Raw genomic sequence first — 26683 nt, 5'->3', positions numbered from 1 at the left:
CATGATGACCGATCCGATCGCCGACATGCTGACCCGCGTGCGCAACGCGCAGCGGGCCCAGAAGAAAACCGTGGTGGTGCCGTACAGCCGGACCAAAGAGGCGATCCTGAAGGTGTTCGCCGATGAAGGCTACGTCGGCGAGGTGACCGCCGAGGGCGAAGGGGCGTCGCGCCAGCTGCGCGTGACCCTGAAGTATTTCCAGGGGCAGGGTGTGATCGAGAACCTGGTGCGGATCAGTCGCCCGGGGCTGCGCATCTACCGTGGCAAGGACGATCTGCCGAAAATCAACGCTGGCCTGGGTGTCGCGATCGTGTCCACTCCGAAGGGTGTGATGACCGACCGCGCGGCACGGGCCCTGGGGCAGGGCGGCGAAGTGCTCTGCAAGATCTATTGAGGAAATCGCGATGTCTCGGGTAGCAAAACGTCCGCTGGCCCTTCCCTCCGGGGTCACGTTACAGTTGAACGGGCAGGAGATCACCGTGAAGGGTCCGAAGGGGACCATCGCGATGCCCTGCCCGGACACGGTCGAGGTGTCGGTCGACGGTAGCGTGGTGTCCGTTGCGCCGGCTGCGAACGCGGAAAACAGTGCGCTCGCGGGTACCGTGCGCGCGCTGCTGGGCAACCATGTCCAGGGCGTGAGCCAGGGGTTCGAACGCGGCCTGGAACTGGTCGGCGTCGGATACCGGGCGCAGGCGCAGGGCAAGGTGCTGAATCTGAATCTCGGGTTTTCCCATCCGATCGCGTTCGAGGTACCGGAAGGGGTGACGATCGAGACGCCCAGCCAGACCGAGATCGTGGTCAAGGGCCACGACTGCCAGCAGGTCGGACAGGTGGCCGCCAATATTCGCGCCTTCCGACCGCCGGAGCCGTACAAGGGCAAGGGCGTGAAGTACAAGGGCGAGCGCATCCTTCGCAAAGAAGCCAAGAAGAAGTAGGGTAGATCCGTGGACAAGAAAGAGTCGAGACTCAGAAGGGCGCGCCGCGCGCGGTTCAAGATCCGGGAGTTGGGCGTCCATCGCCTCTGTGTGCACCGGACCCCGCGGCACATCTATGCGCAGATCATCGCGCCCGGCGGCGACCGCGTGCTCGCGGCGGCGTCTACCGCGGAATCCGCGGTGCGCGGCGATGTCAAGTACACCGGCAACGCCGATGCGGCGGCGCGGGTGGGAAAACTGATCGCGGAACGGGCCCGGCAGGCCGGGATCGAACGCGTGGCCTTCGACCGTTCCGGGTTCCGGTACCACGGTCGCGTACAGGCCCTGGCCGATGCCGCCCGCGAGGGCGGTCTCGCGTTCTGATCGGATCAGGCAGCAACGGAGAAAGCAATGGCACGTAACGAAGCAAGCGAAGCCACGGACGGGATGCAGGAAAAGCTGATCAGCGTGAACCGCGTGGCCAAGGTCGTGAAGGGCGGGCGGCAGTTCCGCTTCGCCGCACTGACTGTGGTCGGAGACGGCGACGGCCGCGTCGGCTATGGCTACGGCAAGGCGCGCGAAGTGCCGCTGGCGATTCAGAAGGCGATGCAGCAGGCGCGCCAGAACATGAAGGCGGTGTCGCTGCACGACGGCACGTTGCACTACGCGATCAACGGCCGCCATGGCGCGGCGACGGTGTACATGCAGCCGGCGTCCGAAGGTACCGGCGTGATCGCCGGCGGCGCGATGCGCGCGGTGCTCGAAGTCGCCGGGGTGCGCAACGTGCTCGCCAAGTGTGTGGGTTCGCGCAACCCGATCAACGTCGTCCAGGCCACGATCAACGGTCTGGCCGCGGTGCACGATCCGGAGTTCGTGGCCGCGAAACGCGGCAAGACGCTCGAAGAAATCACGGGTTGAAGATGAACAAGCTCAAGCTCACGCTGGTCCGGTCCACTGCGGGCCGTCTGGCCAATCACAAGGCCTGCGTGCGCGGGCTCGGCCTGCGCCGCACGCAAAGTACCTCGGTGGTGGATGCCACCCCGGAGAATCTGGGCATGGTGCGCAAGGTCGCCTATCTGCTCAAGGTCGAGGAGGTCTGACGATGCGCATGAATGAACTGTTGCCGGCTCCGGGGTCGCGGCCCACGGGCAAGCGCCTCGGGCGCGGAATCGGCTCCGGGCTCGGCAAGACCGGCGGCCGGGGGCACAAGGGCCAGAAATCGCGGTCCGGTGGCTACCACAAGGTCGGGTTCGAAGGCGGCCAGATGCCGCTGCAGCGCCGGCTGCCGAAAGTCGGCTTCCGCTCGCGCGTTGCGCGGGTCACCGCCGAGGTGCGGCTGCACGAACTGGCGAAGGTCGAAGGCGACGTCACGCTCGAAGCGCTGAAGGGTGCCGGGCTGATCCCGGGTAACGCCGTGCGCGCAAAAGTGTTTGCGTCGGGATCGATCGATAAGGCCGTGGTCGTGCGCGGGCTCGGGGTGACGGCCGGTGCGAAGGCCGCGATCGAGGCCGCCGGCGGGCGCGTCGAGGAGTAATCATGGCACGTGGAGCCGCAGCGAGGGGTGCAGGGCTAACCGGTTTCTCCGAACTCCGGCAACGCCTGCTGTTCGTGCTCGGGGCGCTGGTCGTCTACCGCATCGGGACGTTCATCCCGGTGCCGGGCATCAACCCGGTCGCGGTGTCGAGCTTCTTCGAGCAGCACAGCGGCACGATCCTGGACATGTTCAACATGTTCTCGGGCGGCGCGCTGGAACGGCTGTCGATCTTCGCACTCGGGGTCATGCCCTATATCTCCGCGGCGATCATCATGCAGCTGCTGGCGGCGACCGTGCCGTACCTGCAACAGCTGAAAAAGGAGGGCGAGGCCGGGCGGCGCAAGATCACACAGTACACGCGCTACGGCACCGTGTTCCTCGCGCTGTTCCAGAGTATCGGCATCGGCATCGCGCTGAGCGGGCAGACCATCCAGGGGATGCCGATGGCGCTGCTTCCGTCCCACATCTTCATCCCGACGGTGGTGGTGTCGCTGGTGACCGGGACCATGTTCCTGGTGTGGCTGGGCGAGCAGATCACCGAGCGCGGAATCGGCAACGGGATCTCGATCATCATCTTCGCGGGAATCGTCGCGGGGCTGCCGGCAGCGATCGGCGGAACGCTGGAGCTGGCCCGGACCGGGGAACTCGCGGCGGCGTTCGTGGTCATCCTGCTGGTGCTGGCGCTCGCCGTCACCGCGTTCGTGGTGTTCGTCGAGCGCGGCCAGCGCCGGATCACGATCAACTATGCCAAACGCCAGGTCGGGCGGAAGGTGATCGGCGGGCAGTCGAGTCACTTGCCGCTGAAGCTGAACATGGCCGGCGTGATTCCGCCGATCTTCGCGTCGAGCATCATCCTGTTCCCGGCGACACTCGGGCAGTGGTTCGGGCAGGCGGAAGGGATGGGTTGGCTGCGCGAGATCTCGACCACGCTCGCGCCCGGCCAGCCGCTGTACGTTACCTTCTACGCTGCCGCGATCATATTTTTCTGTTTCTTCTACACCGCGCTGGTGTTCAACTCGCGGGAAACTGCGGAGAACCTGAAAAAGCAGGGAGCGTTCATCCCGGGGATCCGGCCGGGGGTGCAGACCGAACGATTCATCGATGGCGTGATGACCCGGCTGACGGCCGTCGGCGCGATCTACATCACCGCGGTGTGTCTGCTGCCCGAGTTCCTGATCCTGTACTGGAATGTGCCGTTCTACTTCGGGGGCACATCGCTGCTGATCATCGTGATCGTGACGATGGACTTCATGGCGCAGCTGCAGGCGCATCTGATGTCGCATCAGTACGAAGGCCTGATGCGCAAGGCGAATCTCAAGGGTTTTGGCGGAACCAATATCCGCTAGGGAATTTCGGAGAGCGAAGCAATGAAAGTACGAGCATCTGTCAAGCCGATCTGCCGGAACTGCAAGCTGATCCGGCGCCACGGGGTCGTCCGGGTGATCTGCTCGGATCCCCGCCACAAGCAGCGCCAGGGCTGAACGCCTTGAGTTGTTTCTGATTTTTGGTTACTATTGCCGGCTTTGCCGTTTTGATGGAGAGTTTGGATGGCCCGCGTCGCAGGTATCAACATTCCGGACCAGAAGCACACCGTGATCGCGTTGACCGCGATCTACGGCATCGGCAGGACCCGGTCGCGGCAGATCTGCCAGGCGGCCGGCGTTCGGGAAGACATCAAGGTCCGTGACCTGACGGATGCCGAGATCGAGAGCCTGCGCGCCGAAGTGGGGCGGATCCCGGTCGAAGGGGATCTGCGCCGCGAGGTCAACATGAACATCAAGCGGCTGATGGACCTCGGCTGCTACCGGGGGCTGCGGCACCGGCGCGGTTTGCCGCTGCGCGGGCAGCGTACCCGGACCAACGCGCGCACCCGCAAGGGTCCCCGCCGTCCGATTCGCAAGTAATCTTTCTGGGATCTAGTCAATGGCACAACCGCAGTCGAGGACCAAGAAAAAGGTCCGCAAGAACGTGGCCGAGGGCGTGGCGCATGTCTACGCCTCGTTCAACAACACGATCATCACCATCACCGACCGGCAGGGCAACACGCTGAGCTGGGCGACGTCCGGTGGGTCCGGATTCCGCGGCTCGCGGAAATCGACGCCGTTTGCTGCGCAGGTCGCGGCCGAGCGCGCCGGTTCTGCGGCACAGGAGCACGGCGTGAAGAACCTGGAGGTGCTGGTGAAGGGGCCGGGTCCCGGCCGCGAATCGGCGGTGCGGGCGCTGAACAACGTGGGGTTCAAGATCACGAACATCAGCGACATCACCCCGATCCCGCACAACGGCTGCCGTCCGCCGAAGAAGCGGCGCGTCTAAACCGACCCGGAGTTCTGACCTATGGCCCGTTACATTGGACCGAAATGCAAGCTGTCCCGGCGCGAAGGCGGGGATCTGGGGCTCAAGAGCCGAGCCCGTGCGCTGGAAACGAAGTGCAAGCTCGACAAGCCGCCCGGCCAGCACGGCGATCGCCGCACGCGCCTGTCGGATTACGGCGTGCAGCTGCGTGAAAAGCAGAAGCTGCGCCGCACCTACGGCGTGCTCGAGAAGCAGTTCCGCAACTATTACAAGGAGGCCTCTCGGTTGAAGGGGTCGACCGGTGAGAACCTGTTGCGGCTGCTCGAAGGGCGTCTGGACAACGTCGTCTACCGGATGGGTTTCGGGAGCACGCGGGCGGAAGCGCGCCAGTTGGTATCGCACCGCGCGATCCTGGTGAACGGCCGTGCGGTGAACATTCCGTCGTACCAGGTCGCTCCGGCGGACGTGGTCAGCGTGCGGGAACGCGCACGCAAGCAGGATCGGATCAAGGACTCGATGACGCTGGCGGAGCAGGCGGGAATGCCCGGCTGGATCGAAGTGGACAGCAGCAAGTTCGAAGGCGTGTTCAAGGCCTTCCCAGACCGTTCCGATCTGCCGGCCGACATCAATGAGTCGCTGGTCGTCGAGCTGTATTCGAAGTAAGCGCCGCGGCGGGAGTGGAGATGCAAGCGAACGAGCTGGTCAACAAGCAGCACATCGAGGTCGAGGAGCAGAACCGCAACAAGGCGCGGGTCGTGCTCGAACCGCTGGAGCGGGGCTTCGGCCATACCCTCGGCAACGCGCTGCGGCGCGTGCTGCTGTCGTCGATTCCGGGCTCTGCGATCGTCGAAGTCGAGATCGAGGGTGTGCTGCACGAATACTCGGCAATCGAGGGCGTGCAGGAGGATGTGGTCGACATTCTGCTGAACCTGAAGGGTGTGGCATTGCGTATGCACAGCCGCGACGAAGCGACGCTGTCGTTGCGCAAGCGCGGTCCCTGCGTGGTGACCGCGGCCGACATCGCGCTGGACCACGACGTCGAAGTCGTGAATCCCGAGCACGTGATCGCGACGATTGCGAAGAACGTCGAGCTGGCGATGTCGCTGCGACTGCGCAAGGGGCGCGGCTACGAGCCGGTGAGCGCGCGGCGGCAGGGCGAGATGCCGGACAGCACGATCGGGCGGCTGATGCTCGACGCGAGCTTCAGCCCGATCCGTCGGGTCGCGTATCGGGTCGAGAGCGCGCGGCTGGCGCAGCGGACCGACATGGACCGGCTCGTGCTGGAACTCGAGACCAATGGCGCGATCGCGCCGGACGACGCGGTGCGCAAGGCAGCGGGGATCCTGCAGGGCCAGCTGGCACCGTTTGTCGATCTGAAGGAAACGGCGCGGGAGACGCACGCGGTCAGCGGCGGCGCAGTCGATCCGGTGCTGCTGCGGCCGGTCGACGAACTGGAGCTGACCGTGCGTTCGGCGAACTGCCTGAAGGCCGAGAATATCTACCATATTGGCGATCTGGTGCAGCGCACCGAAGTCGAGTTGCTGCGCACGCCGAATCTCGGGAAGAAGTCGCTGACCGAGATCAAGGACACGCTGGCCAGTCACGGCCTCTCGCTGGGGATGCGGCTCGAAAACTGGCCGCCGCCCGGGCTCCAGGAACCTTCCGAATAACCCCGGTATCGTTCGGGCACAAGAACTCAGGTAAGCACAGATGCGTCATCGTAATATCGGCCGGCAGCTCAGCCGCAACAGCTCCCATCGCAAGGCGACCCTGCAGGCGCTGACCATCGCCCTGCTGCGTCATGAACTGATCAAGACCACCCTGCCCAAGGCGAAGGAACTGCGGCGGGTGGCCGAGCCGCTGATCACGATGGGCAAGAAGGATTCGGTGCATACGCGCCGGGTCGCGTTTTCGAGGCTGCGCGACAAGGAAATCGTCGGCAAGCTGTTCACCGAGATCGGTCCCCGGTACCAGGAACGGCCGGGTGGTTATCTGCGGATCCTGAAGTGCGGCTACCGCGCCGGGGACAATGCGCCGATGGCCTACGTCGAACTGGTCGACCGTCCGGAGCCGTCGGCCGCGGACTGAGTCGCTGGCATTTCGCCTGGAGTAAGAAGCCGGCCTTGAGCCGGCTTCTTCGTTGGGGGGGCGGTCGGTCGCGTGGGGGCCGGGTTGCGGCCCGTCCGCAGGCGGCAATCAGCCCGCCCCGCCGCCGGATGCGGACCGGGGTTCGCTCCGGTTCGGCGCGGCTTCGTGGGCCGTGCCGAGGATTGGAGCCAGGAATCGGCCGGTGTGGCTGTCCGCGTGCATCGCTACGGTTTCCGGCGTGCCGGCGACGACGATACGACCGCCGCGGTCGCCGCCTTCGGGGCCGATGTCGAGCAGCCAGTCCGCGGTCTTGATCACGTCGAGATTGTGTTCGATCACGACCAGCGTGTTGCCGTGGTCGCGCAGGCGGTGGAGCACGGCGAGCAGCTGTTCGACGTCGTGGAAGTGCAGCCCGGTGGTCGGTTCGTCGAGGATATACAGCGTACGCCCGGTATCGCGTTTCGAGAGTTCGCGGGCGAGCTTGATGCGTTGCGCTTCGCCGCCGGAGAGCGTCGTCGCGTTCTGGCCGAGCTGGATGTACGCGAGGCCGACGTCGAGCAGCGTCTCCAGCTTGCGCCGGATCACCGGGACCGGCGCGAAGAACTCGAGCGCGTCCTCGACGGTCATCTGGAGCACTTCGTGGATGTTGCGGCCCTTGTAGCGCACCTCGAGCGTCTCGCGGTTGTAGCGCTGGCCGCGGCAGACGTCGCAGGGCACGAACACATCGGGCAGGAAGTGCATCTCCACCTTGATCACGCCGTCGCCCTGACAGGCCTCGCAGCGCCCGCCGCGCACGTTGAACGAGAACCGGCCGGGCCGGTAGCCGCGCGAGCGGGCCTCGGCGGTGGCGGCGAACAGCTCCCGGATCGGAGTGAACAGGCCGGTGTAGGTCGCGGGGTTGGACCGCGGCGTGCGGCCGATCGGGCTCTGATCGATGTCGACCACCTTGTCGATCCACTCAAGGCCGTCGACGCCCGCGTGGGCGGCAACCGCGTGTGCGCTGCGGTGCAGTGCGTTCGCGACCGCCGGATACAGCGTGTCGTTGACCAGGGTCGACTTGCCCGAACCCGAGACGCCGGTCACGCAGGTCAGCAGGCCGACCGGGAACGCGGCATCGATGCCCTTCAAGTTGTTGCCGCCCGCTCCGCGCACGACCAGGCTGCGTTCCGGGTCGGGGGCGCGGCGCTGTTCGGGTATCGCGATCGTGCGCCGGCCGTCGAGATAGGCGCCGGTCAGCGAGTCGGGATTCGTGGCGACGCTCTCCGGCGTGCCGGCGGCGACGATCTCGCCGCCGTGGCGGCCGGCCCCGGGACCGATGTCGACCACGAAATCGGCCTGCCGGATCGCCTCCTCGTCGTGTTCCACGACGACGACGGTATTGCCCAGGTCGCGCAGGTTCGTCAGGGTACGCAGCAGGCGCTCGTTGTCGCGCTGGTGTAGCCCGATCGACGGCTCGTCCAGAATATACATCACGCCCACCAGCGCCGAACCGATCTGCGACGCGAGCCGGATCCGCTGGGCTTCGCCGCCGGAAAGCGTCTCGGCGGAGCGGTCGAGGGTCAGGTAATCGAGCCCGACATCGACCAGAAATCCCAGCCGGGCGTCGATTTCGCGGACGATCTTGTCCGCGATGCGCGCGAACCTGCCTGGGAGCTGCAGGCCGTGGAAGAACGCGCGGGCATCGGCAACGCTCATCCGGGTCACGGCCGGAAGGTTGGCGTCGTTCACGAACACGTGGCGGGCTGCGCTGTTCAGGCGCGCGCCCTGGCATTCCGGGCAGGCGTGGCTGGCCAGGTAGCGGCCAAGTTCTTCGCGCACCGCGGATGAATCGGTCTCGCGGTAGCGCCGCTCGAGGTTCGGGATCACGCCCTCGAACGTCCGCTGCTCGCTGCGCGACCGCCCGTCCAGGCCCTGCTGGCTGAACCGGATCTTTTCGGTGCCGGACCCGTGCAGGATGACGGCGCGCACCGACGCGGGAAGGTCCAGCCAGGGGGTCTCGACGTCAAAGCCGTAGTGCCGCGCCAGGCTCTGCAGCAGGCTGAAATACCAGGCGTTCCTGCGATCCCAGCCGCGCACCGCGCCGCCGGCGAGGCTGAGTTCGGGCAGCGCGACCACGCGTTCGGGGTCGAAGAACTGGCGCACCCCGAGGCCATCGCAGGCCGGGCAGGCGCCCGCCGGGTTGTTGAACGAGAACAGCCGCGGTTCGAGTTCGCGGATGGCATAGCCGCAGACCGGGCAGGCGAAGCGTGCCGAGAAAACCAGGGGCGCGCGGTCCGGCTCGTCCATCCACGCGACCAGCGCAAGTCCGTCGGCCAGTTCGGTGGCGGTCTCGAACGATTCCGCCAGGCGCTGGCGCAGGTCGTCGCGGTTCCGGAAGCGGTCGATCACGATCTCGATGTCGTGCTTGCGTTTCGGATCGATCGGCGGCAGCGCATCGAGTTCGAAGATCTCGCCGTTGATGCGCGCGCGCAGAAAGCCCTGCGCGCGCATGGCCTCCAGTTGGCGGCTGTGCTCGCCCTTGCGCCCCCGCACGATCGGCGCCAGCAGCATCAGGCGCTCGCCGGCGGGCAGCGCCAGCACCTGGTCGACCATCTGCGAGATCGTCTGCGCCGCGAGCGTCTCGCCGTGCTCCGGGCAGCGCGGTTCCCCCGCGCGCGCAAACAGCAGGCGCAGATAGTCGTAGATCTCGGTAATCGTGCCCACCGTCGAGCGCGGGTTGTGCGATGTGCTCTTCTGTTCGATCGAGATCGCCGGCGACAGGCCCTCGATCAGATCCACGTCGGGCTTTTCCATCATCGACAGGAACTGCCGCGCATAGGTCGACAGGCTCTCGACGTACCGGCGCTGGCCCTCGGCGAACAGGGTATCGAACGCGAGCGACGACTTGCCCGAACCCGAGACGCCGGTGACCACGATCAACCGCTCGCGCGGCAGATCCAGGTCGATGTCCTTCAGGTTGTGCGTGCGTGCGCCGCGGATCTTGATCGTTCCCATCCGGTTCCCGGGGTGGTGACGGCCTTGCGCCCAGCCCGCTATGGTAGCACCGCTGCCGCAGTGCCCCCCTTTCTCACGCCGTCATTCCCTGTAAGATTCCGGCAACGTTCACCCTGTGCGACCGGAGCGGCTGCCGCATCCATGACTTCCCTCGAACTCCGTGCCACGTCGGGGCTCGCCGCGATCTACGCAGTGCGGATGGCCGGGCTGTTCATGGTCCTGCCGGTGTTCATGCTCTACGCGGACGTACTGCCCGCGGCCACGCCGTTCCTGATGGGGCTGGCGCTGGGAATCTACGGCCTGACCCAGGCGATGCTGCAGATCCCGTTCGGCATGCTGTCGGACCGGGTCGGCCGCAAGCCGCTGATCGCGCTCGGGCTGGCGCTGTTCATCGCGGGAAGTGTGATCGCGGCGCTGGCGGAAAGCGTGTACGGCATCATCCTGGGCCGCGCGCTGCAGGGCGCGGGAGCGGTCGCCGCCGCCGTGCTGGCGCTCACCGCCGACCTGATCGCGGAGGAACGCCGGACCCGTGCGCTTGCGGTGATCGGGCTGACCATCGGCGTGACCTTCACCGCCTCGATGGTGCTGGGGCCGTTGGTGGACCGATGGTTCGGGCTGGCCGGGATCTTCTGGCTGACCGCGCTGCTCGGCCTGCTGGCGCTGCTGCTGCTGTTCGTCTGGGTGCCGCAGCCGGCGCACTCGCGGCCGCACCCGGACATGGTGCCGATGCCTGGCGGACTGCGCAGCGTGCTGCGCGACCCCGAGCTGCTGCGTCTGAACGCGGGCATCTTCGTCCTGCACCTGACGCTTGCGGCGAATTTCCTGGTGCTGCCGCTGACCCTGGTGAATCGGCTGGGGCTGGAGCCGGCGCAGCACTACCTCGTCTACCTCCCGGTGCTGCTGCTGGGATTCGCGCTGATGATTCCGGCGGTGATTCGGGCCGAGCGCCAGCGCGCGCTGAAGCCCGCACTGGTCGGAGCGATCGTGGTGCTGATCGCGGTGCAGGTGCTGCTGCCGTTCAGCGCTCACTGGGTCACGCTGGGGCTTGCGCTGGTGCTGTTCTTCGCCGCGTTCAACCTGTTGGAGGCAGCCCTGCCTTCGCTGGTTGCGAAGACCGCGCCGGTTGCTGCGAAGGGAACCGCAATGGGCGTCTTCTCCAGCTGCCAGTTCCTCGGGATTTTTGCCGGCGGTCTGCTCGGCGGCGTGTTGCTGTCCCACGGCGGCAGCGCCGCGGTCTTCGGTCTGGGTCTCGCGGGCGCCCTGCTCTGGCTTTGGGCCGCCGTCACGATGGCGCCGCCGAGCCATTTGGCGAACCGGGCCTATGCCTTTCCCGATGCCTGGAAACAGGCGTCGGCGCAGCTGAACGCGCGTCTGGCGGAACTCGCCGGGGTCGCGGAGGTGCGCGTGAGCGCAAGCGAGGCGGCGGTCTATCTGAAGGTCGATCCGGGCCGGTTCGACGAAACGGCGCTGCGGGATCTGTTCCGTAGCGGCGGCTCCGGTGGTACCGGAGCCGCGTCGCGTGCCTGACGGCCGCGGAGCGCTGCGCGGTCGGGGCATCGGCGGGCACGCAGCGTCCCTGCCGCACCCCCAGGGCGCAGCACTCGGCTCCGGCGCGATCCGGATCCGGGCGACGGGCGGCCAAGGCCGATCGCCGTCGCCGCGACGGCTTGGTACACTACGCGCCCCGATCCAGCGCGCGAACGACAAGGAGCAGCCATGGCCCGCGGAGTGAACAAGGTGATCCTGCTCGGCAACCTCGGTGCCGACCCCGAAAAACGCGAGACGCCGTCGGGCCTGACGATCACCAACCTGCGTATCGCGACCAGCGAACAGTGGACGGACAAGCAGACCGGCGAGAAGCGCGAGAATACCGAATGGCACCGTGTCGTGCTGTTCGGGCGGCTCGGCGACATTGCCGCCGATTACCTGAGCAAAGGCTCGCAGGTCTATATCGAGGGCCGCATCCAGACCCGCAAGTGGCAGGGGCAGGACGGCCAGGACCGCTATACCACCGAGATCGTCGCCAGCGAGATGCAGCTGCTCGGCGGCCGCGGCGGGTCGGGCGGCGCGGGTGGTTCCGGCGGCGACTACGGCAGCCGCAACCAGGGTTCGCAGGAGCCGCCCTGGGACCAGCAGGGCGGCGGCGCCCCGTCGGGCGGGCGCGGGATACAGGACGATGACGTACCCTTCTGAAACACCGGCAGCGCCGGCTGCACCGGAGCGGCCGGCAACGATCCGCAGGGTCTACATCCAGACCCACGGTTGCCAGATGAACGAATACGATTCCGGGCGGATGTTCGATGCATTGCGCGAGCTGCACGGCGCCGAGCGGACCGACGACCCGGCCGCCGCCGACCTGCTGCTGCTGAACACCTGCTCGATCCGCGAGAAGGCGCAGGAAAAAGTGTTCTCGCTGCTCGGGCGCTGGCGTGCGCTGAAGGAGCGCCGCCCCGAGGTGATCATCGGCGTTGGCGGCTGCGTGGCCAGCCAGGAGGGCGCGGCCTTGCGCGCGCGCGCGCCGTTCGTCGACCTGGTGTTCGGGCCGCAGACCCTGCACCGCCTGCCGGCGCTGATCCGGCAGGTGCAGCGCAGCGGTGCAGCGGTGGTCGACATCAGTTTCCCGGAGATCGAGAAATTCGACCGCCTGCCCGAGCCGCGCGCGACCGGTGCCAGCGCGTTCGTGTCGGTGATGGAGGGTTGCAGCAAGTACTGCAGCTTCTGCGTGGTGCCCTACACGCGGGGCGAGGAGATCAGCCGCCCCTTCGACGACGTGATCGCCGAGGTCGTCGGTCTCGCCGCCCAGGGGGTCCGGGAGATCAACCTGCTGGGGCAGAACGTGAACGCGTACCGGGGGCCGATGCACGATGGTGAGATCGCCGACCTCGCACTGCTGATCCACTACGTGGCCGCGGTCGACGGCATCGAGCGCATCCGTTTCACCACCTCGCATCCGGTCGAATTCTCCGAGCGTCTGATCCAGGCCTATGCCGACGAGCCCAAGCTCGTCAGCCACCTGCACCTGCCGGTGCAGAGCGGCTCCGACCGCATCCTGGCGCAGATGAAACGCGGCCATACCGTGCTCGAGTACAAGTCGAAGATCCGCCGCCTGCGTGAACTGCGCCCGGACCTCGACCTCTCCTCGGACTTCATCGTCGGCTTCCCCGGCGAAACCGAAGCCGATCATGCCGCGACGCTGCGGCTGGTCGAGGAGCTGAACTTCGATTTCTCGTTCAGTTTCATCTACAGCCCGCGTCCCGGCACTCCGGCCGCCGCGCTTCCGGACGATGTGCCGATGGCGGTGAAAAAGGCGCGCCTGCAGGAATTGCAGGCGCTGCTCGAGTCCCAGGGCCAGGCTCGCAACCGCGGGATGGTCGGTGGGGTGGAGCGGGTGCTGGTCGAAGGCCGTTCGCGGCGCAACCCGGCGCAACTGGCGGGGCGCACCGCGAACAACCGAGTGGTCAACTTCGACGGCCCGCCGGATTGGATCGGGCAGACGGTCGACCTGCGGATCACCGAGGCGCAGCCGCACTCCCTGCGCGGCGTGGCGCTCGCCGCCGTCGCGGACCGGGGCGAGCGGCCCTCGACCCATGTCGCAGAATCGCGCTGACTTCACCCTCGACCCGGGGGACCCCGAGACGCTGTCGCGGCTGTCCGGCCCGCTCGATGCCCACCTGCGGCTGATCGAGGACCGGATCGGCGTGCACGTGCACAGCCGCGGTCCCCGCTTCAACGTGACCGGACCGGCCGCTGCGGTGGCTGCCGCGGCCTCGCTGATCCAGGAACTGCATCGCATGGCCCAGGACGAGCCGGTGTCGCTGGAGCAGGTGCACGCGGCGCTGCAGCAGGCGCACCTCGCGGGTCTGCCGGAACAGGAGCCACAGGAACCGGTGCTGCGCCTGCGTCGCACGGTGATCCGTGGTCGCGGCCCGCGGCAGATCCAGTACCTGCGCGCAATCGGCCGCCACGACCTCAATTTCGGGATCGGGCCGGCGGGCACCGGCAAGACCTACCTCGCGGTGGCCGCGGCGGTCGCGGCGCTGGAGCAGGACCGGGTGCGCCGGCTGGTGCTGGTGCGCCCGGCGGTGGAGGCGGGCGAGCGCCTCGGTTTCCTCCCCGGCGACCTGGCGCAGAAGATCGATCCTTACCTGCGTCCGATGTACGACGCGCTATACGAATTGCTCGGGTTCGACCAGGTCGCGCGCCTGATGGAACGGCAGGTGATCGAGGTCGCGCCGCTCGCGTATATGCGCGGTCGCACGCTGAACGAGTCGTTCATCATCCTCGACGAGGCGCAGAACACCACGGTCGAGCAGATGAAGATGTTTCTGACCCGCATTGGTTTCGGCTCCACCGCCGTGGTCAACGGCGACGCGACCCAGATCGACCTGCCGCGCGGCCAGCTGTCCGGCCTGCGGCATGCGGCGAAAATCCTCGACGCGGTCGAGGGTGTCAGCGTTACCCGCTTCCTTGCCGACGACGTGGTTCGCCACCCGCTGGTGCAGCGGATCGTCGAGGCCTACGAGGCACAGGGCGAGCCCCGGGGCACCGACCGCGATGCTTGAGGTGCAGGCGCAGTACGCGCTGGGCCGTGCCGGCTGGCCCGCGCCCGCGACGTTGCACCGAGCGGCCCGCGCTGCCTGGCGCGGCAACGGGCGGGCACAGGTCACGTTGCGGCTGGTGGACGCGGACGAGGGCCGGGCGCTCAACCAGGCGTTCCGCGGCCGGGCGCGCGCCACCAATGTCCTGTCGTTTCCGGCGCCGGCTGGGGTCCCGGTGCCGGCCGCAGAGGATCCAACCTACCTCGGCGACATCGTGTTGTGCGCGCCGGTGCTGGCCGAGGAGGCGCAGGAACAGCGCAAGTCGCTGGTGGCCCATTTCGCGCACATGGTCGTGCACGGCATGCTGCACCTGCAGGGCATGGAGCACGAGCGTGCGGCCGACGCCGAGGCGATGGAAGCGATCGAACGCGAAATCCTGGCCGGTCTGGGCTATCCGGACCCCTATGCGGAGCCCTCGTGAACGACGCGCCGGGCATGGGCGGGCCGGGCTGCAGGCGGCGAGCGGAATTGCCGAAACCGCCGGCGCTGGGTCGCGCCGCCGCGACGCTCCCTCCGGAGCCGATGCCGCCATGGGAGGTCACTGTCATCGCGCGGGTAGCCACCCCCGATGATGAAAGAGGCGTAGGCGTAGGGCGGAAAAGGCCGAAGGCCGTCATCCGCCAGCTGGCGCCAGGGTGGCCGCTGGCCCCGGGCAGCACGGACGCCATGTGGCGGATGACGCTGCGCTTTTCCGCCCTACGGGTCGCCAGGCACACGAGACAGGCTGTGCCTTTCACGCTAATTTTCATTCCCTATGTGGCCACCCCCGATGATGAAAGAGGCGTAGGCGTAGGGCGGAAAAGGCCGAAGGCCGTCATCCGCCAGCCGGCGCCGCGGTCGCCGCAGGCGCCGGGGAGGCGCGAACGCCGAGCGGCGGATGACGCTGCGCTTTTCCGCCCTACGGGACACCCGGGGCGCGACGCGGGTTCTTTTTCGCCAACGATGCGTACCGTTGCGTGCCCGGCGCTGCCGATTGCCGGCTCCGGCCTGCGGCGCCCAGGCGCCGGCCGCGCCGCATCTCTGGCCGCCCTGCCGAATTCCGCTTCCGCGCCATCTGCCGGGTCGCGCTCACCGCGGCGGTGCTGCTGATGCCCGACTCCACCCGCTCCGACAGTCCCCCGCTGCGCGGTCTGCTCGACCGCCTCGGATCGATGTTGTCCAGCGAGCCGCGCAATCGCGAGCAGTTGCTGGAATTGCTGCGTGCGGCGCATGCACGCGAGTTGATCGACCCCGAGGCGCTGGCGATGCTCGAGGGCGTGTTGCACGTGGCCGAGATGCAGGTGCGCGAGATCATGGTGCCCCGCGCGCAGATGGACGTGGTGCGCCGCGACGCGGCGCTCGGCGAGATCCTGCCGGAGGTCGTCGCCTCCGCGCATTCGCGCCTGCCGGTGGTCGCCGACAGCCGGGACGAGGTCGCCGGCATCCTGCTGGCGAAGGACTTGCTGCGCTTTTTCGCCGGTGCCGGCGAGGAAGCGTTCGACATGCAGGAAATCCTGCGCCCGGCGGTATTCGTACCCGAGAGCAAGCGCCTGAACGTGCTGCTGAAGGAGTTCCGCCTGAGCCGGAACCACATGGCGATCGTCGTCGACGAATACGGCGGGGTCGCGGGCCTGGTCACGATCGAGGACGTGCTCGAGCAGATCGTCGGCGAGATCGAGGATGAGCACGATGTCGACGACTACCTGACGCAGATCATGCAGCACCCGGGCGAACGCTACACCATCAAGGCGCTGACCCCGATCGAGGAATTCAACAGCTATTTCCAGACCGCCTATAGCGAGGAAGACTTCGACACCGTCGGCGGCCTGCTGCTGTCCCGGTTCGGCCATGTCCCGCGCCGCGGAGAGAGCGTGCGGATCGACGGCATGCAGTTCCGTGTGCTGCGGGCCGATAACCGCCGGCTGCATCTGGTCGAGATGCGGCGCATCGCCGGGTCCGACGCGGGCGGCGCTGCGCCCGGCTGACCGAACGGCGCGTTCCATCGGGGGAAAGCGCGGCAGGGGCGAGCAACCGACAGCCCTGCGGTGGGCCCGGGCCGTGCACGCGGACACCGGGGCGAATACACTGCAGCGCATGGCTGTCCCGGCGCACCCCGAATCCGCATCGTCTCTCGGCCCGCTGCTGCGGCTCGGGGCGCACCCGGTCACCGGTTGGCCGGCCACGCTGCTGTCGCTGCTGGCCGGCGCCACGCTGGTGTTGGCCTTCGCCCCGTTCGACCTCTACCTGCTGGCACCCCTGGCGCTCGCGCTTTGGTTCGCGCTGCTGCGCGGGGCGGGCCCGCGACAGGCGCTGCGCCACGGGTATGCCTTCGGGCTGGGTCTGTTCGGCGCCGGCGCGAGCTGGATTTTCAACAGCCTGCTGATCTTCGGCGAGGCGCCGCTGCTGGTCGCGACGCTGATCACCGCGGGGTTCGTGTTGTTTCTGGCGGTCTACCCGGCGCTGCTCGCCTGGGCCGCGGCACGCTGGTTCGGCGCTGTGCAGCTGCTTCCCTGGCTGCTCGCGCTCGCCGGCGGCTTCGTACTGCTGGAAGCACTGCGCGGCTGGCTCCTGTCCGGTTTCCCCTGGCTGCTGGTCGGGCACACGCTGCTCGACACTGCGGCCCGCGGCTGGCTTCCGGTCGCGGGCGAATTCGGCGCCGGCCTGGTGGTGGTGCTGTCCGCGGTCGCGCTGGTGCTGCTGAGTGCACGGCGCTTCGTCGCGGGGCTGGTGCTGCTGGCGCTGCTGCTGCTGGCCTCCGTAGGTGCCGCGCACTGGAACGCCGTCCAGCCCACGCCGTCCGCGCTGCGCGTCGCGATCGTGCAGGGCAACATCGAGCAGTCGCGCAAATGGGCCGACGACGGCGTCGAATACGCGCTGTCGCTGTATTCCGGTCTGAGCCGCGAGGCCAGCGGCACCGACCTGCTGGTCTGGCCCGAGACCGCGATCCCGGCGTTCTACTTCGAGGTGTACGAGCCGCTCGAGGCATTGTCGCTGGAGCTGGAGGCCCAGGGCACGGAACTGGTCACCGGTATCTTCGATTACGACCCGGCGCGACGCGCGATGTACAACAGCATCCGCCACCTGCCGAGCGGGGCGACCTACGACAAGCGCCAGCTGGTGCCGTTTGGCGAGTTCCTGCCGTTTCGCGACCGGATCGCCTGGCTCGACCGGCTGCTCGACATCCCGATGTCCGACCTGACGCCCGGTACCGGTTCCGGGCGGGTCGCGATGGCCGGCCAGGTCGCCGGGCTGTCGGTCTGCTACGAGGCCGCGTACGCCCGGCGCATCCGCACCGCGCTGCCGGACGCAGGCTTTCTGCTGAACGTCAGCAACGACGCCTGGTTCGGCGACACCCTCGCTCCGTACCAGCACCTGCAGATCGCCCGGGTGCGCGCGCTGGAAATGGGCAGGCCGATGATTCGCGCGACCAACACCGGGGTGTCCGCCCTGATCGACGCGGACGGCCGGGTCACCGCCCGCGCCGGGCTGTTTACCCGCGAGGTGCTGACCGGCGAGATCCAGCCCCGGCAGGGCCATACGCCTGCCGCCCGTTTCGGCGCCTGGCCCGCGCTGCTGGCCGCTCTGCTGCTGGTGCTGCCGGCCGGCTGGGCGCGGCGCCGCTCGGGACGCTGAGCGGTTCGATTATTCCGATCCCTCGGGTGCCGGCCCTCGGCGGTGGAAGCGGGTGTGCCGGCAGTGTGGGCAGGGCGGAATCTTGCCCACCCGGGACAGGTGCACGGTGCCGCCGCAGGACAGGCAGGTGAGTTCGCCGGGCCCGGTGACCTCGCCCGTGTGCCATTCGCCGACGCGGTAGGCCCGCGTGGCCAGTTGCGCCAGTTCGACCTTGGTGCGGTCGGCGACCGTATTCAGCGCATTGAGCAAGCTGGCCTCGATCAGCGCCAGGTCGATCCGCAGCCAGTCGCGCCAGTCCTGCGTGCCCGAGTCCAGGAATGCGCCCAGGTCGTGCAGATCGCGGCGCACGAACTCGGTGACCTTGTCCGCCTCGTCGGCGGTCAGGTGTTCGGCATCCACCACTTCCTTGCGGGCGTGTTCCAGCAAATCGTTCAGCGCCACGCTACTGCGGTCGGACAACGCCTCCAGATCCTCGGACACCTTCTGCAGCATCCGGCCGTACGCCTGTTCCAGGCGGTCGTCCTGCAGGCTGTCGTTCTCGTTCATTTCCTCGCCTCCTCGACCAAGCAACCCCTAACCATACGGTAGCACGTCGCCGCATGGCTGCACCGGCTCCCGGTCGCCGCGTTCCGAATGCGGCCGGGGCGCTATTGAACCATACGGGGTGGGGGTATACTGCCAGGCAGTGCGGGATCTGCCGATGGCATCGGGAGGGTGCGCCGGGCCGACCGCAAGGCGGGCGCTGCCATGATCGTCGCCGGACCGTTCCGGACATTGGGAAACGTCACAGTCGCCAGGGGGAAAGCACGATGAACAGGTGGATCGGACTCGGGTTGGCGGCAGCGCTGGCCGCACTGCCCATGGTCGCTTCGGGGCAGTCACTGCTGGATCAGCTGGAAGGCACCGCTGGCCATGCGCCGCCGTCTCCGGGATTGTCGGCGCTCGAGGGCACCCATGGCCATGAGCCTGCGGCGCCCGAGGACCCGATCCTGTGTGCGGAGGGGCAGGTCTGCATCGAGGAGGCGACGCAGTTGCCGTTGCGGGTGCTGCCCCGGCCGTTCTCGCATGTGTATGCAGACCGCAACGCCGATCCCGCCGGCATCCGCATCGCGAACGTCCCGTCGTTTCACCCGATGTACGTGTTTGAACGGCAGGACCTGGATCTGAGCGATGCAGCCGATCCGGCCGGTTGGTATCGGGTCGGGCGCACGCGCGCCGAAGCCGATGGCTGGATGCAGGCGCGCGACGTGCTGGAGTGGCGGCAGGCGCTGCTGGTGTCCTATACCCACCCGGGCGGGCCGATCGAGGGCCGCAACCCGGTGCTGATGTTCCGCGACTACCGGGATCTGGCCGGGCTGGTCGACGACTTCGACATGGCCGGGCGCGCTCGCACGCTGTACAGTGCGATCGACGACGGCGACGTGCCGGAACAAGTCGTCAGCATGGAACCGCAGCGTTTCGTCGACATCACCCGGCAGTTCTATGTGCTGCCGATCCTGGAGTGGGAGCAGACCCAGATCGACGGCGATGACGCCCGCCTGCTGCAGATCGCGGCGGCGGTTCCCGGTGCCCGCGGTGCCGATACCCTGGATGCGGCCGAGTACCGCGAGCAGGCCCGGGTCGCGCGGGTCGACGGTGCCGCCGAGCGGCGCTCGGACCTGCAGGCCGACATCGTGTTCGTGATCGACACCACGCGCAGCATGCAGCCGTTCATCGACATGACCCGCGACGCGGTTGCGAGCACCGCTGCCCGGTTCCGAAGAATGACCGACGACCGGGTGCGTTTCGGCCTGGTGACCTTCCGCGATTCGATCGAAGTGATCCCGCAGCTCGAGTACGACACCCGGAACTGGACGCCCGAACTCGTCGACAGTGCGACGCTGGCCGAACTGCTCGAGGACGAAGTCCGCGCGACCGAAGTCGGCAGCCTGGATTATGCCGAGGAAGTCTTTGCCGGTGTCGACACGGCCCTGCAGTCGCAGTGGCGCGACGGCGCGCTGCGCTTCATGATCCTGATCGGCGACGCGAGCTCGCACCCGAAGGGACACCCGCAGAACATCACCGGAAAGGACGAGATCGACCTGCGCCGGGAGCTGGACGATGCTCAGGTCCATCTGCACGCAATCCACCTGCTCGACCCCCGCGCGACCGAGGATCACCCGATCGCCGAGCCCCAGTTCCGTCATCTCGCGCGTATCCGGGGCTCGCGTGACGAATCGGCCTACGACAGCGTCGACGCCTTCGACGATCGGGCCTTCTACGGGCTGATCGACAGCGTGGCGAACGGACTGATCGAAAGGCTGGCGACGACCGCCGGCGAACACGAGCCGGTGGCCGACGAGGAACTGCCGCCGCTGGAAACCCTGACGACGGTAGACCGGCTCTGGGAGGCGGCGCTGGTCGAGTACCTGGGGCGTTCCGCGAATCCCCCGAAGGATATCGTCGCCTGGGTGCTCGACCGCGATCTCGTCCATCCCGTCGACCGTGCGCTCGATGTCCGCGTGCTGGTGACCCGCGAGCAGCTGAGCAGCCTGGCGCAGGCGCTCGACCAGGTGGTCCAGGCGCTGATGCGCGCCGAAGTCACGCAGGCCCAGTTCTTCGAGGCCTTGCAGAGCGTGTCCGGGCAGGCGATGAAGCGCCCGGAAGATCTCGGCCAGGCCCGCGATCTGGCCGACGCCGGTCTGTTGCCGGCGTTCATTCAGAGCCTGCCGTATCGCAGCGACATTCTGTCGCTGAACGACGAGATGTTCGCGAGCATGACCACCGAGCAGCGTTCGCAGCTCGAATGGAGCATTCTGGCGAAGCTGGAACAGTACCGGGCGATCAACGAACAGGTCGACGCCTGGTTCCGGATGAACGATGCCGACCCCGATCGCGACATGGTCTACCCGCTGCATCTGGACTACCTCCCCTGACCGGGGGCGAGGTGCGTTCCGCAGCACAGCCGCCCCTGGCGCTGATGCAGGGGGCGGTCAAGCGCCGGGCACAGGGCGAGAGCGTGTTCGAACTCGCCGTTCCGGCACTGCACGTCGGCCCCGGGGAACTGGTGGCGGTGGTGGGCGACAGCGGCTGCGGCAAGAGCACGCTGCTGGACATGCTCGCGCTGGTGATGGAACCGACCCGGGTCGAACGCTTCGAAATGCAGTTCGATCCGGAGACGCCGGCGACCGACGTGCGCGCGCTGTGGGCCTCCGGTGCGGAGACCCGGCTCGCGGCATTGCGCCGCGACTCCCTGGGCTATGTGTTGCAGACCGGCGGCCTGCTGCCGTTCCTGAGCGTTGCCGACAACATCGCGTTGCCGGCGCGGGTCAAGGGCCTGCCGAGCCCCGACCGCGCGGCGGCCGAACTGGCCCGGCGCCTGGGCCTGGACGGCTGCTTGCGGCGGATGCCGGACGCGCTGTCGATCGGCCAGCGCCAGCGCGTTGCGATTCTGCGCGCATTGTTGCACGGGCCCCGGCTGGTGCTGGCCGACGAGCCGACCGCGGCGGTCGACAAGGCGCGCGCTGTGGCGATCTTCACCGACCTTCAGGCGCTTGCGCGCGAGCGCGGCGTCGCGGTGGTCGTGGTCACCCACGACGTGGAGCTGATCGGGGCTCATGCCGACCGGACCTACGGCTTCCGGATGGAGCAGGTTTCCGAACAGGAAACGCGCTCGCAATGCTTAGAGGCCGCCTGAACGATGCCTCATCCCGTTGCGCACCCCCGGCCGTTGCGCCTGATCCCGTCGCTCGCCGCGGCGAACCTGCGGCACGAGTGGATCCTGACCTTGTGCCTGGTGATCGCGCTCGCCGCGGTGATCGCGCCGCTGCTGGTATTGCTCGGGCTGAAGCACGGCACCATCGAAACGCTGCGCGAGCGACTGGTCGAGGACCCCGTGTTCCGGGAGCTGCGCCCGGCGCAGACCCGGGAGTATTCCCCCCAGTGGTTCGTCGATGCCGGCCGCTGGCCCGGCGTCGGATTCCTGACGCCGACCGTGTTGCCGCTGTCGTCGGTGCTACAGGTGCCACACCCGGAGCGCGAACGCGAGCGCGCGCTTTACGACCTGGTACCCACTGCCCCCGGCGATCCGCTGCTGCTCGAGAACGATGCGCCCGTTCCGCGGGACGGCGAGGTGGTATTGACCGCGGAGGCCGCACACCGGCTTGGTGTGTCCGCAGGCGCGGAGATCACCGGCCGGGTCACCCGTGCACGCGGCGGCCGCGGCGAAGCGGCGGAAGCTGCGCTCACGGTGGCCGCGGTGCTGCCCCCGCGGGCCGGTTCGCTGGCGCGGATCTATGCGCCGCTGCCGTTCGTGCTGGATGTGGAAGCCTACAAGGAAGGCTACGGGGCACCGGCGCGCGGCTGGCCCGGCGACAGCCCGGATCCGTTCCTGAGTTTCGACGGCGTGGTGCTGCTGCTCCCGGAGCCGCTGCCGCCGATCGAACGCACCGGACTGATCATCAACACCGGCTTCGCGCGTATCGGCGAACTCGACACGGACGGGCTGGCGCAGCGCCTTGGCTGGTCCCCGCCCGGGGAGTGGCAGGGGTACGACCTGTTCACGCCGGGGGGCACGGTGACCCTGTCCGGCATACGGGCGGTGGAACAGAAGCTGCGCGGCCGCGACCGCGTGCTGCTGCCGTATGTGCAGGATGTTCGGCTGACAGCCGGCACCACCGAGCTGCACCCGGTCGGGGTGTCACTGGATCGGGCCGACGCCGAGCGGCTCGGTCTGCCGGCACTGCCGTGGGGCCGTTTCACCGGGCGCGTCGCCGCGGATGGGCAGCTGACGACGGCGCTCGCGGATCTCGGTCGCGACGCTCGGGTGGAAGTGACTGCGGAGGGGGTTGCGCCGCTGGCATTCCCGCTGCGGATCGTCGGTGCCAGCCCGCTGGAACGGCCGCTGGTGCCGGCGGAGCTGCTCGGCGTGCTGCGCACCGCGCAGCAGCGGGCGCTCGAGTACGATCCGGACCAGGAGCGTTTCTTGATGCAGCGCGGCGGCTATCGCGGGTTCCGGATGTACGCGCGGGGTATCGACGACGTTCCCGAGCTGTATCGCCGGCTGACCGACCAGGGCATCGAGGTGATCGCCGAGGTCGACGCGATCCAGCGCATCCAGGTGCTCGACGCGGGACTTGGCCGGCTGTTCTGGCTGATTGCGCTGCTCGGGGTCAGCGGCGGCGTCGCGGTATTGGTCGCGAGCCTGTATGCGGCGGTAGAGCGCCGCCGCCGCGATCTCGGGGTGCTGCGTCTGGTCGGACTCGCGCGCCGCCACGTGTTCTTTTTCCCGGTAGCGCAGGGCGTGATCATCGCGGGGCTGGGCCTGGCGGCGGGCATGGCCAGCTATCTGGGGCTTGCGGTGGCGATCAACCGCGCGTTTGCGGCCGATCTCGCCCCCGGCGAGAAGTTCTGTACGTTGCCGCCGGGGTACCTGCTGGCAGCGGTGGCCGCGACCCTGCTCCTTGCCGTATTGTCGTCGCTGGCCGCCGCCTGGCGGGCCACTCGAATCGATCCCGCGGAGGCCATCCGTGAACAGTAGTGTCGCACCGATCCACGCCGCAAAAGCCGGAGGGGCCGGGCAGCCGCGCGGTGTCGCCATGCCCGTAGCCGGCATCCTGCGCGACCTGCGGCGAGTCGTTCCGGGCGGGGCGTGCCGGTGGTTGTTCCCGATCGTCGCGTTGTTCGTCGGCCTTGGCTGGCCGGTCACGCCGCTGCACGCCGAGCCGCCGCCGGCGACGGTGTACAACCCGAAGCCCGCTGCCGGGGATCTGGTACTTCCGATGCCGGAGGGCGCCGAAATGGTCTTCCGCCGCGCGCGCGTTCCGGGGAGCGGGTTCTGGGGAGACCCGGAACGCGTGATCCAGCTCGGGGACGCGTCCGGCGGGATTTTCGAGGGGCTGCAGCGCACCCAGATCAGCGGTTCGTTCCCGGCGGCCGACGGCGAGGGCTGGGAGATCGTGCTCGCGAAGTACGAGCTGACCAAGGGACAGTATCTCGCGGTGATGGGGCTGGATGCGTTGCTGGAAACGTCCGGGGATCCGGAGGACCGCAATCTGGCCGGGCTGCGGGGGCGCGCGCTGCGCGATGCGCTGATGCAGCCGCTGACTTTCGTCAGCCACCAGGACATCGAGGTCTTCATTCGCCGCTACAACCACTGGCTGTTCGACCCGGAACACCCGGAGCGGCTGGAGTCGTTGCCCACGGTGGACGGGGTGCCCGGTTTCCTGCGCCTGCCCACCGAGGAGGAATGGGAATTCGTCGCGCGCGGCGGACTGCCGGCGCTGGAGGCAGGCACGTTCGACGACCGGCTGCCGTTTCCCGCGCGGGAGCTGAACGAGCACGCCTGGCACCTGGGCAATGCCCGGCACCAGCTGCGCCCGGTGGGTCTGCGCGCAGCCAACCGGCTGGGGTTCCACGACCTGCACGGCAACGCCCAGGAAATGACCGCAGGGCTTTTTCGGCCCGAGATCTGGCAGGGCAAGCCGGGCGGGGTCGCGGTGCGCGGCGGTAGCGTCTCGACCCCGGCGGCGGACATGCGCACAGCGCTTCGGGCCGAACTCGATGCCTACGCCTGGGATCCCGACCGCCAGCGGGTCCAGGAGCGGCGCTCGTTCAATACCGGCGCTCGGCTCGCGATCGGCGCGAACGTGGTGGTGTCGTCGAGCCAGCGCGCCGAGATCGAACGCGAGTACGAGGACTACCGGGCCGACATCCGGCGTACGATGCCGGTCGGCCGCACGCTCGACAACCTGGTCGCGCAGGCCAGCGTCCAGCTGGGCACCGTGGAGCCTATCCTGGCGCGGCTGATGGATCAGAATGCCGATCTGCGCGAGCCGCTGACCGCGGTCCAGGAATACATGGACCGCGCCCGGGAGCGGCTCGAGCTCGCGCAACGGGAGAGCGCGCGCAGCCTCGCGCAGGACGCCGCCCGCAATGGCGTGAACCTCAGCGTCTATCTGTCGCGTCTGGAGCGCCTCGAGCGCACGCTCGACAGCGCCCGGCAGCTGCTGGAGATCTCGAGCCGCTACCAGGAGCAGGTGGCCGCGGTCGAGTCTTCGATGCGGGATCTGGAGACCGCGGTCGGGGAACAGCTGCAGGGGTATCGCGACCGGGTGGCGCGGCTCGGAGACTACGAGATCGTCTACATCGAGCAGGCGCTGGAGACCTTGCGCGCGGCCGAACCGCCGCCGCGCGAGCGCGCGGTGCTCGAATTGCTCGGCCAGCATCTCGAGGAGTACGCCGAGCAGCGCCGGGCAGAGCCCGAACGGTGGCGCGAAGCGTTCCGGGAACGCTTCGCTGGATTCGAGGGTTAATGTTGGTATCTGCGATCAAGCGAGGGCAGGAGACGATGAACAGACTGAACAGGATCGTGGCCGCGGGCCTGGTGGCGACGGCGGTGGCAGGCTGCGCCGCCACGGACGAGCAACGCACCCGGGCCGAGGGTGCGGGCGTCGGCGCGGTGGTCGGCGGGCTGCTCGGCTATGCGATCGACCGTGAACGCGGTGCATTGATCGGCGCCGCGATCGGCGCCGGCGCCGGCTACGCGGTGGGCAACGAGATCGCGAAACGCAAGCAGGCCTATGCGACCACCGAGGAATTCCTGGACGCCGAGATCGCGCGGGTCGACGAGTTCAACCGGACCACGACCGCCTACAATGCGCGCGTGCGCCAGGACATCGTGCGCCTCGAGCATGAGGCCGAGCAATTGCGTGCGCGCTACGATTCCGGGCAGGTACAGAAGGCCGGACTGCAGGCGAAACGCAACGAACTGCAACAGCACATCGCGACCAGCCGCGAGCTGGAGGAAACGCTGGCGGCGGAGTACGAGATCCAGACGGTGATCCTGCAGGAAGAGCGCGCGAATCGGGCTGCCGACGACCCCTATATCGTCCGCCTCGAGCGCGAGGTACAGGCGCTGCAACAGAACCTCGAGGCGTTGCGTGAGGGCAGTACGCAGCTCGCGCGGATCGACCAGAGGCTGTCGGTATGAGGCGGCCGTCATGGTGGGCCGCGCTGGCTGCGGCGGGGCTGGCCGCCGGCTGCGCCAGCGCGCCGACCGACCCGCGTGAAGGCGGGTTCTTCGGTGGCGTCGCCGGGATCCACAGCGGGGCGTACGATGCGCGGGTGCGCGAGCGCGAGGAGCGGCTGGAACGCCTGCGTGCGGTGCAGGCAGAACTCGAGACCGAGCGCAGCGAACTCGATGCCCTGCACCAGACGCGCGAGCAGCAGGTGGCCGCCGAGCGCAGCCGCCTGGCGCGGATGCAGCAGGACGTGGCGGACCTCTCGCAAACCGTCGATGACCTGGAAGCGCGTCACGGCAGCGGCGATCAGCGGGTTCAGGAGCTGCAGACGCGTCTCGTTTCGCTGCAAGGCGGCATGCGCGAACAGCAATCCAGTCTGGACGCTCTGGAAGGCGTCGGGCCGGGAGGTGGAGCCGACCCGGCGGTGGAACTGCGCCGACGGCAGCTGGAGGAACAGCGCAGGGCCTTGCAGCGGGAATACGAAATGCTGCTGGAACTATCGCTCGAGCTGGCGCGCTGAGAGGCGCGATCCAGCGCGCCCGGGCACATGGTCGACACCGGAACGCTCGGCGTGCCGGCGGGACCGATATTCGCCGGTGGCGGCCCTTGGGTCGCCGCTGCATCCATCACGACACGGAGAGAGAGAACGGC

28 protein-coding genes and 1 pseudogene are annotated in these 26683 nt (G+C 68.4%); 26 read left to right on the top strand and 3 right to left on the bottom strand.

Annotated features, from left to right (window positions below; all coding sequences use genetic code 11):
* Nucleotide 1 precedes the first annotated feature (1 nt).
* From rpsH to rplQ, 13 genes are all read left to right on the top strand, one after another.
* Nucleotides 2-394, top strand: coding sequence for a 30S ribosomal protein S8 (gene rpsH, locus THITH_RS13770; RefSeq protein ID WP_006747236.1), 393 nt, complete (start codon nt 2-4; stop codon nt 392-394).
* Nucleotides 395-404: 10 nt separating this feature from the next.
* Nucleotides 405-935: a 50S ribosomal protein L6 gene (rplF, locus tag THITH_RS13765; protein WP_006747237.1), complete on the top strand. Its 531-nt coding sequence runs from the start codon at nt 405-407 to the stop codon at nt 933-935.
* Nucleotides 936-944: 9 nt separating this feature from the next.
* On the top strand, nt 945-1298 hold the full coding sequence (rplR, locus tag THITH_RS13760) for a 50S ribosomal protein L18 (protein ID WP_006747238.1): 354 nt from the start codon (nt 945-947) through the stop codon (nt 1296-1298).
* A gap of 27 nt (nt 1299-1325) precedes the next feature.
* Nucleotides 1326-1832, top strand: a complete 507-nt coding sequence (gene rpsE / locus THITH_RS13755) for a 30S ribosomal protein S5 (protein ID WP_006747239.1) — start codon at nt 1326-1328, stop codon at nt 1830-1832.
* 2 nt (nt 1833-1834) lie between these two features.
* The gene (rpmD, locus tag THITH_RS13750) at nt 1835-2014 is read left to right on the top strand and encodes a 50S ribosomal protein L30 (protein WP_006747240.1); all 180 of its coding nucleotides are present in this window, start codon (nt 1835-1837) and stop codon (nt 2012-2014) included.
* Nucleotides 2015-2016: 2 nt separating this feature from the next.
* Nucleotides 2017-2448, top strand: coding sequence for a 50S ribosomal protein L15 (gene rplO, locus THITH_RS13745; RefSeq protein ID WP_006747241.1), 432 nt, complete (start codon nt 2017-2019; stop codon nt 2446-2448).
* Between the two features lie 2 nt (nt 2449-2450).
* The gene (secY, locus tag THITH_RS13740; protein ID WP_006747242.1) at nt 2451-3794 is read left to right on the top strand and encodes a preprotein translocase subunit SecY; all 1344 of its coding nucleotides are present in this window, start codon (nt 2451-2453) and stop codon (nt 3792-3794) included.
* A gap of 21 nt (nt 3795-3815) precedes the next feature.
* Nucleotides 3816-3929 carry a 50S ribosomal protein L36 gene (gene rpmJ, locus THITH_RS18205; protein WP_025367578.1) on the top strand — a complete coding sequence of 38 codons (114 nt, stop codon included), beginning with the start codon at nt 3816-3818 and terminating at the stop codon, nt 3927-3929.
* A 66-nt stretch (nt 3930-3995) separates the two neighbouring features.
* A complete protein-coding gene (rpsM, locus tag THITH_RS13735) occupies nt 3996-4352 on the top strand; it encodes a 30S ribosomal protein S13 (protein ID WP_006747243.1) in 357 nt (118 codons plus the stop codon).
* A 19-nt stretch (nt 4353-4371) separates the two neighbouring features.
* On the top strand, nt 4372-4761 hold the full coding sequence (gene rpsK / locus THITH_RS13730; RefSeq protein WP_006747244.1) for a 30S ribosomal protein S11: 390 nt from the start codon (nt 4372-4374) through the stop codon (nt 4759-4761).
* A 21-nt stretch (nt 4762-4782) separates the two neighbouring features.
* Entirely contained in the window at nt 4783-5403 is a 621-nt protein-coding gene (rpsD, locus tag THITH_RS13725) for a 30S ribosomal protein S4 (protein WP_006747245.1), read from the top strand.
* Between the two features lie 20 nt (nt 5404-5423).
* Nucleotides 5424-6410, top strand: coding sequence for a DNA-directed RNA polymerase subunit alpha (locus THITH_RS13720; RefSeq protein WP_006747246.1), 987 nt, complete (start codon nt 5424-5426; stop codon nt 6408-6410).
* Nucleotides 6411-6450: 40 nt separating this feature from the next.
* Complete coding sequence (gene rplQ, locus THITH_RS13715) at nt 6451-6828, top strand: 50S ribosomal protein L17 (protein ID WP_006747247.1); 378 nt, start codon at nt 6451-6453, stop codon at nt 6826-6828.
* Nucleotides 6829-6936: 108 nt separating this feature from the next.
* Here the strand turns inward: rplQ and uvrA are convergent, their stop codons facing one another.
* The gene (uvrA, locus tag THITH_RS13710) at nt 6937-9822 is read right to left on the bottom strand and encodes an excinuclease ABC subunit UvrA (protein WP_006747248.1); all 2886 of its coding nucleotides are present in this window, start codon (nt 9820-9822) and stop codon (nt 6937-6939) included.
* Nucleotides 9823-9963: 141 nt separating this feature from the next.
* Here uvrA and THITH_RS13705 point away from each other — a divergent pair, with 141 nt between their 5' ends.
* The 5 genes from THITH_RS13705 to ybeY all read left to right on the top strand — a co-directional run bounded on the left by THITH_RS13705 (nt 9964) and on the right by ybeY (nt 14841).
* The gene (locus THITH_RS13705; protein ID WP_006747249.1) at nt 9964-11349 is read left to right on the top strand and encodes an MFS transporter; all 1386 of its coding nucleotides are present in this window, start codon (nt 9964-9966) and stop codon (nt 11347-11349) included.
* A 189-nt stretch (nt 11350-11538) separates the two neighbouring features.
* Nucleotides 11539-12015, top strand: coding sequence for a single-stranded DNA-binding protein (ssb, locus tag THITH_RS13700; RefSeq protein ID WP_006747250.1), 477 nt, complete (start codon nt 11539-11541; stop codon nt 12013-12015).
* Nucleotides 11999-13429: a tRNA (N6-isopentenyl adenosine(37)-C2)-methylthiotransferase MiaB gene (gene miaB / locus THITH_RS13695; protein ID WP_006747251.1), complete on the top strand. Its 1431-nt coding sequence runs from the start codon at nt 11999-12001 to the stop codon at nt 13427-13429. Before ssb ends, miaB begins: the two co-directional genes overlap by 17 nt.
* The gene (locus THITH_RS13690; protein WP_006747252.1) at nt 13410-14384 is read left to right on the top strand and encodes a PhoH family protein; all 975 of its coding nucleotides are present in this window, start codon (nt 13410-13412) and stop codon (nt 14382-14384) included. Before miaB ends, THITH_RS13690 begins: the two co-directional genes overlap by 20 nt.
* Nucleotides 14377-14841 carry an rRNA maturation RNase YbeY gene (gene ybeY / locus THITH_RS13685; protein WP_006747253.1) on the top strand — a complete coding sequence of 155 codons (465 nt, stop codon included), beginning with the start codon at nt 14377-14379 and terminating at the stop codon, nt 14839-14841. Before THITH_RS13690 ends, ybeY begins: the two co-directional genes overlap by 8 nt.
* 131 nt (nt 14842-14972) lie before the next feature.
* Here the strand turns inward: ybeY and THITH_RS19395 are convergent.
* Nucleotides 14973-15169, bottom strand: a pseudogene (locus tag THITH_RS19395) (DNA helicase UvrD); the annotation flags it as partial.
* A gap of 339 nt (nt 15170-15508) precedes the next feature.
* Between THITH_RS19395 and THITH_RS13680 the strand changes: the two are divergent.
* Both THITH_RS13680 and lnt read left to right on the top strand, forming a co-directional pair.
* Complete coding sequence (locus THITH_RS13680; protein WP_006747254.1) at nt 15509-16384, top strand: HlyC/CorC family transporter; 876 nt, start codon at nt 15509-15511, stop codon at nt 16382-16384.
* Nucleotides 16385-16493: 109 nt separating this feature from the next.
* Entirely contained in the window at nt 16494-18032 is a 1539-nt protein-coding gene (lnt, locus tag THITH_RS13675; RefSeq protein WP_084222717.1) for an apolipoprotein N-acyltransferase, read from the top strand.
* 9 nt (nt 18033-18041) lie between these two features.
* On the opposite strand, the gene THITH_RS13670 is transcribed toward lnt, so the two are convergent.
* Nucleotides 18042-18578, bottom strand: a complete 537-nt coding sequence (locus THITH_RS13670; protein ID WP_006747256.1) for a zinc ribbon-containing protein — start codon at nt 18576-18578, stop codon at nt 18042-18044.
* 263 nt (nt 18579-18841) lie between these two features.
* Here THITH_RS13670 and THITH_RS13665 point away from each other — a divergent pair, with 263 nt between their 5' ends.
* Genes THITH_RS13665 through THITH_RS13640 form a run of 6 tightly spaced genes read left to right on the top strand, consistent with a single transcriptional unit; the run spans nt 18842 to nt 26552 of the window.
* On the top strand, nt 18842-20947 hold the full coding sequence (locus tag THITH_RS13665; RefSeq protein ID WP_006747257.1) for a vWA domain-containing protein: 2106 nt from the start codon (nt 18842-18844) through the stop codon (nt 20945-20947).
* Nucleotides 20948-20958: 11 nt separating this feature from the next.
* On the top strand, nt 20959-21708 hold the full coding sequence (locus tag THITH_RS13660) for an ABC transporter ATP-binding protein (RefSeq protein ID WP_006747258.1): 750 nt from the start codon (nt 20959-20961) through the stop codon (nt 21706-21708).
* A gap of 3 nt (nt 21709-21711) precedes the next feature.
* The gene (locus THITH_RS13655) at nt 21712-23550 is read left to right on the top strand and encodes an ABC transporter permease (protein ID WP_006747259.1); all 1839 of its coding nucleotides are present in this window, start codon (nt 21712-21714) and stop codon (nt 23548-23550) included.
* Nucleotides 23540-25324, top strand: a complete 1785-nt coding sequence (locus THITH_RS13650) for a formylglycine-generating enzyme family protein (protein WP_006747260.1) — start codon at nt 23540-23542, stop codon at nt 25322-25324. The genes THITH_RS13655 and THITH_RS13650 overlap by 11 nt, the downstream gene beginning before the upstream one ends.
* Before the next feature lie 35 nt (nt 25325-25359).
* Nucleotides 25360-26001 carry a YMGG-like glycine zipper-containing protein gene (locus THITH_RS13645; RefSeq protein WP_006747261.1) on the top strand — a complete coding sequence of 214 codons (642 nt, stop codon included), beginning with the start codon at nt 25360-25362 and terminating at the stop codon, nt 25999-26001.
* Nucleotides 25998-26552, top strand: coding sequence for a hypothetical protein (locus THITH_RS13640; protein ID WP_006747262.1), 555 nt, complete (start codon nt 25998-26000; stop codon nt 26550-26552). The genes THITH_RS13645 and THITH_RS13640 overlap by 4 nt, the downstream gene beginning before the upstream one ends.
* Nucleotides 26553-26683 lie beyond the last annotated feature (131 nt).

Origin of the sequence: Thioalkalivibrio paradoxus ARh 1, assembly GCF_000227685.2 — a bacterium.
Taxonomy (GTDB): domain Bacteria; phylum Pseudomonadota; class Gammaproteobacteria; order Ectothiorhodospirales; family Ectothiorhodospiraceae; genus Thioalkalivibrio; species Thioalkalivibrio paradoxus.
The sequence above is the reverse complement of the archived record's forward strand: the minus strand, read 5'-3'. Positions and strand labels throughout refer to the sequence as shown.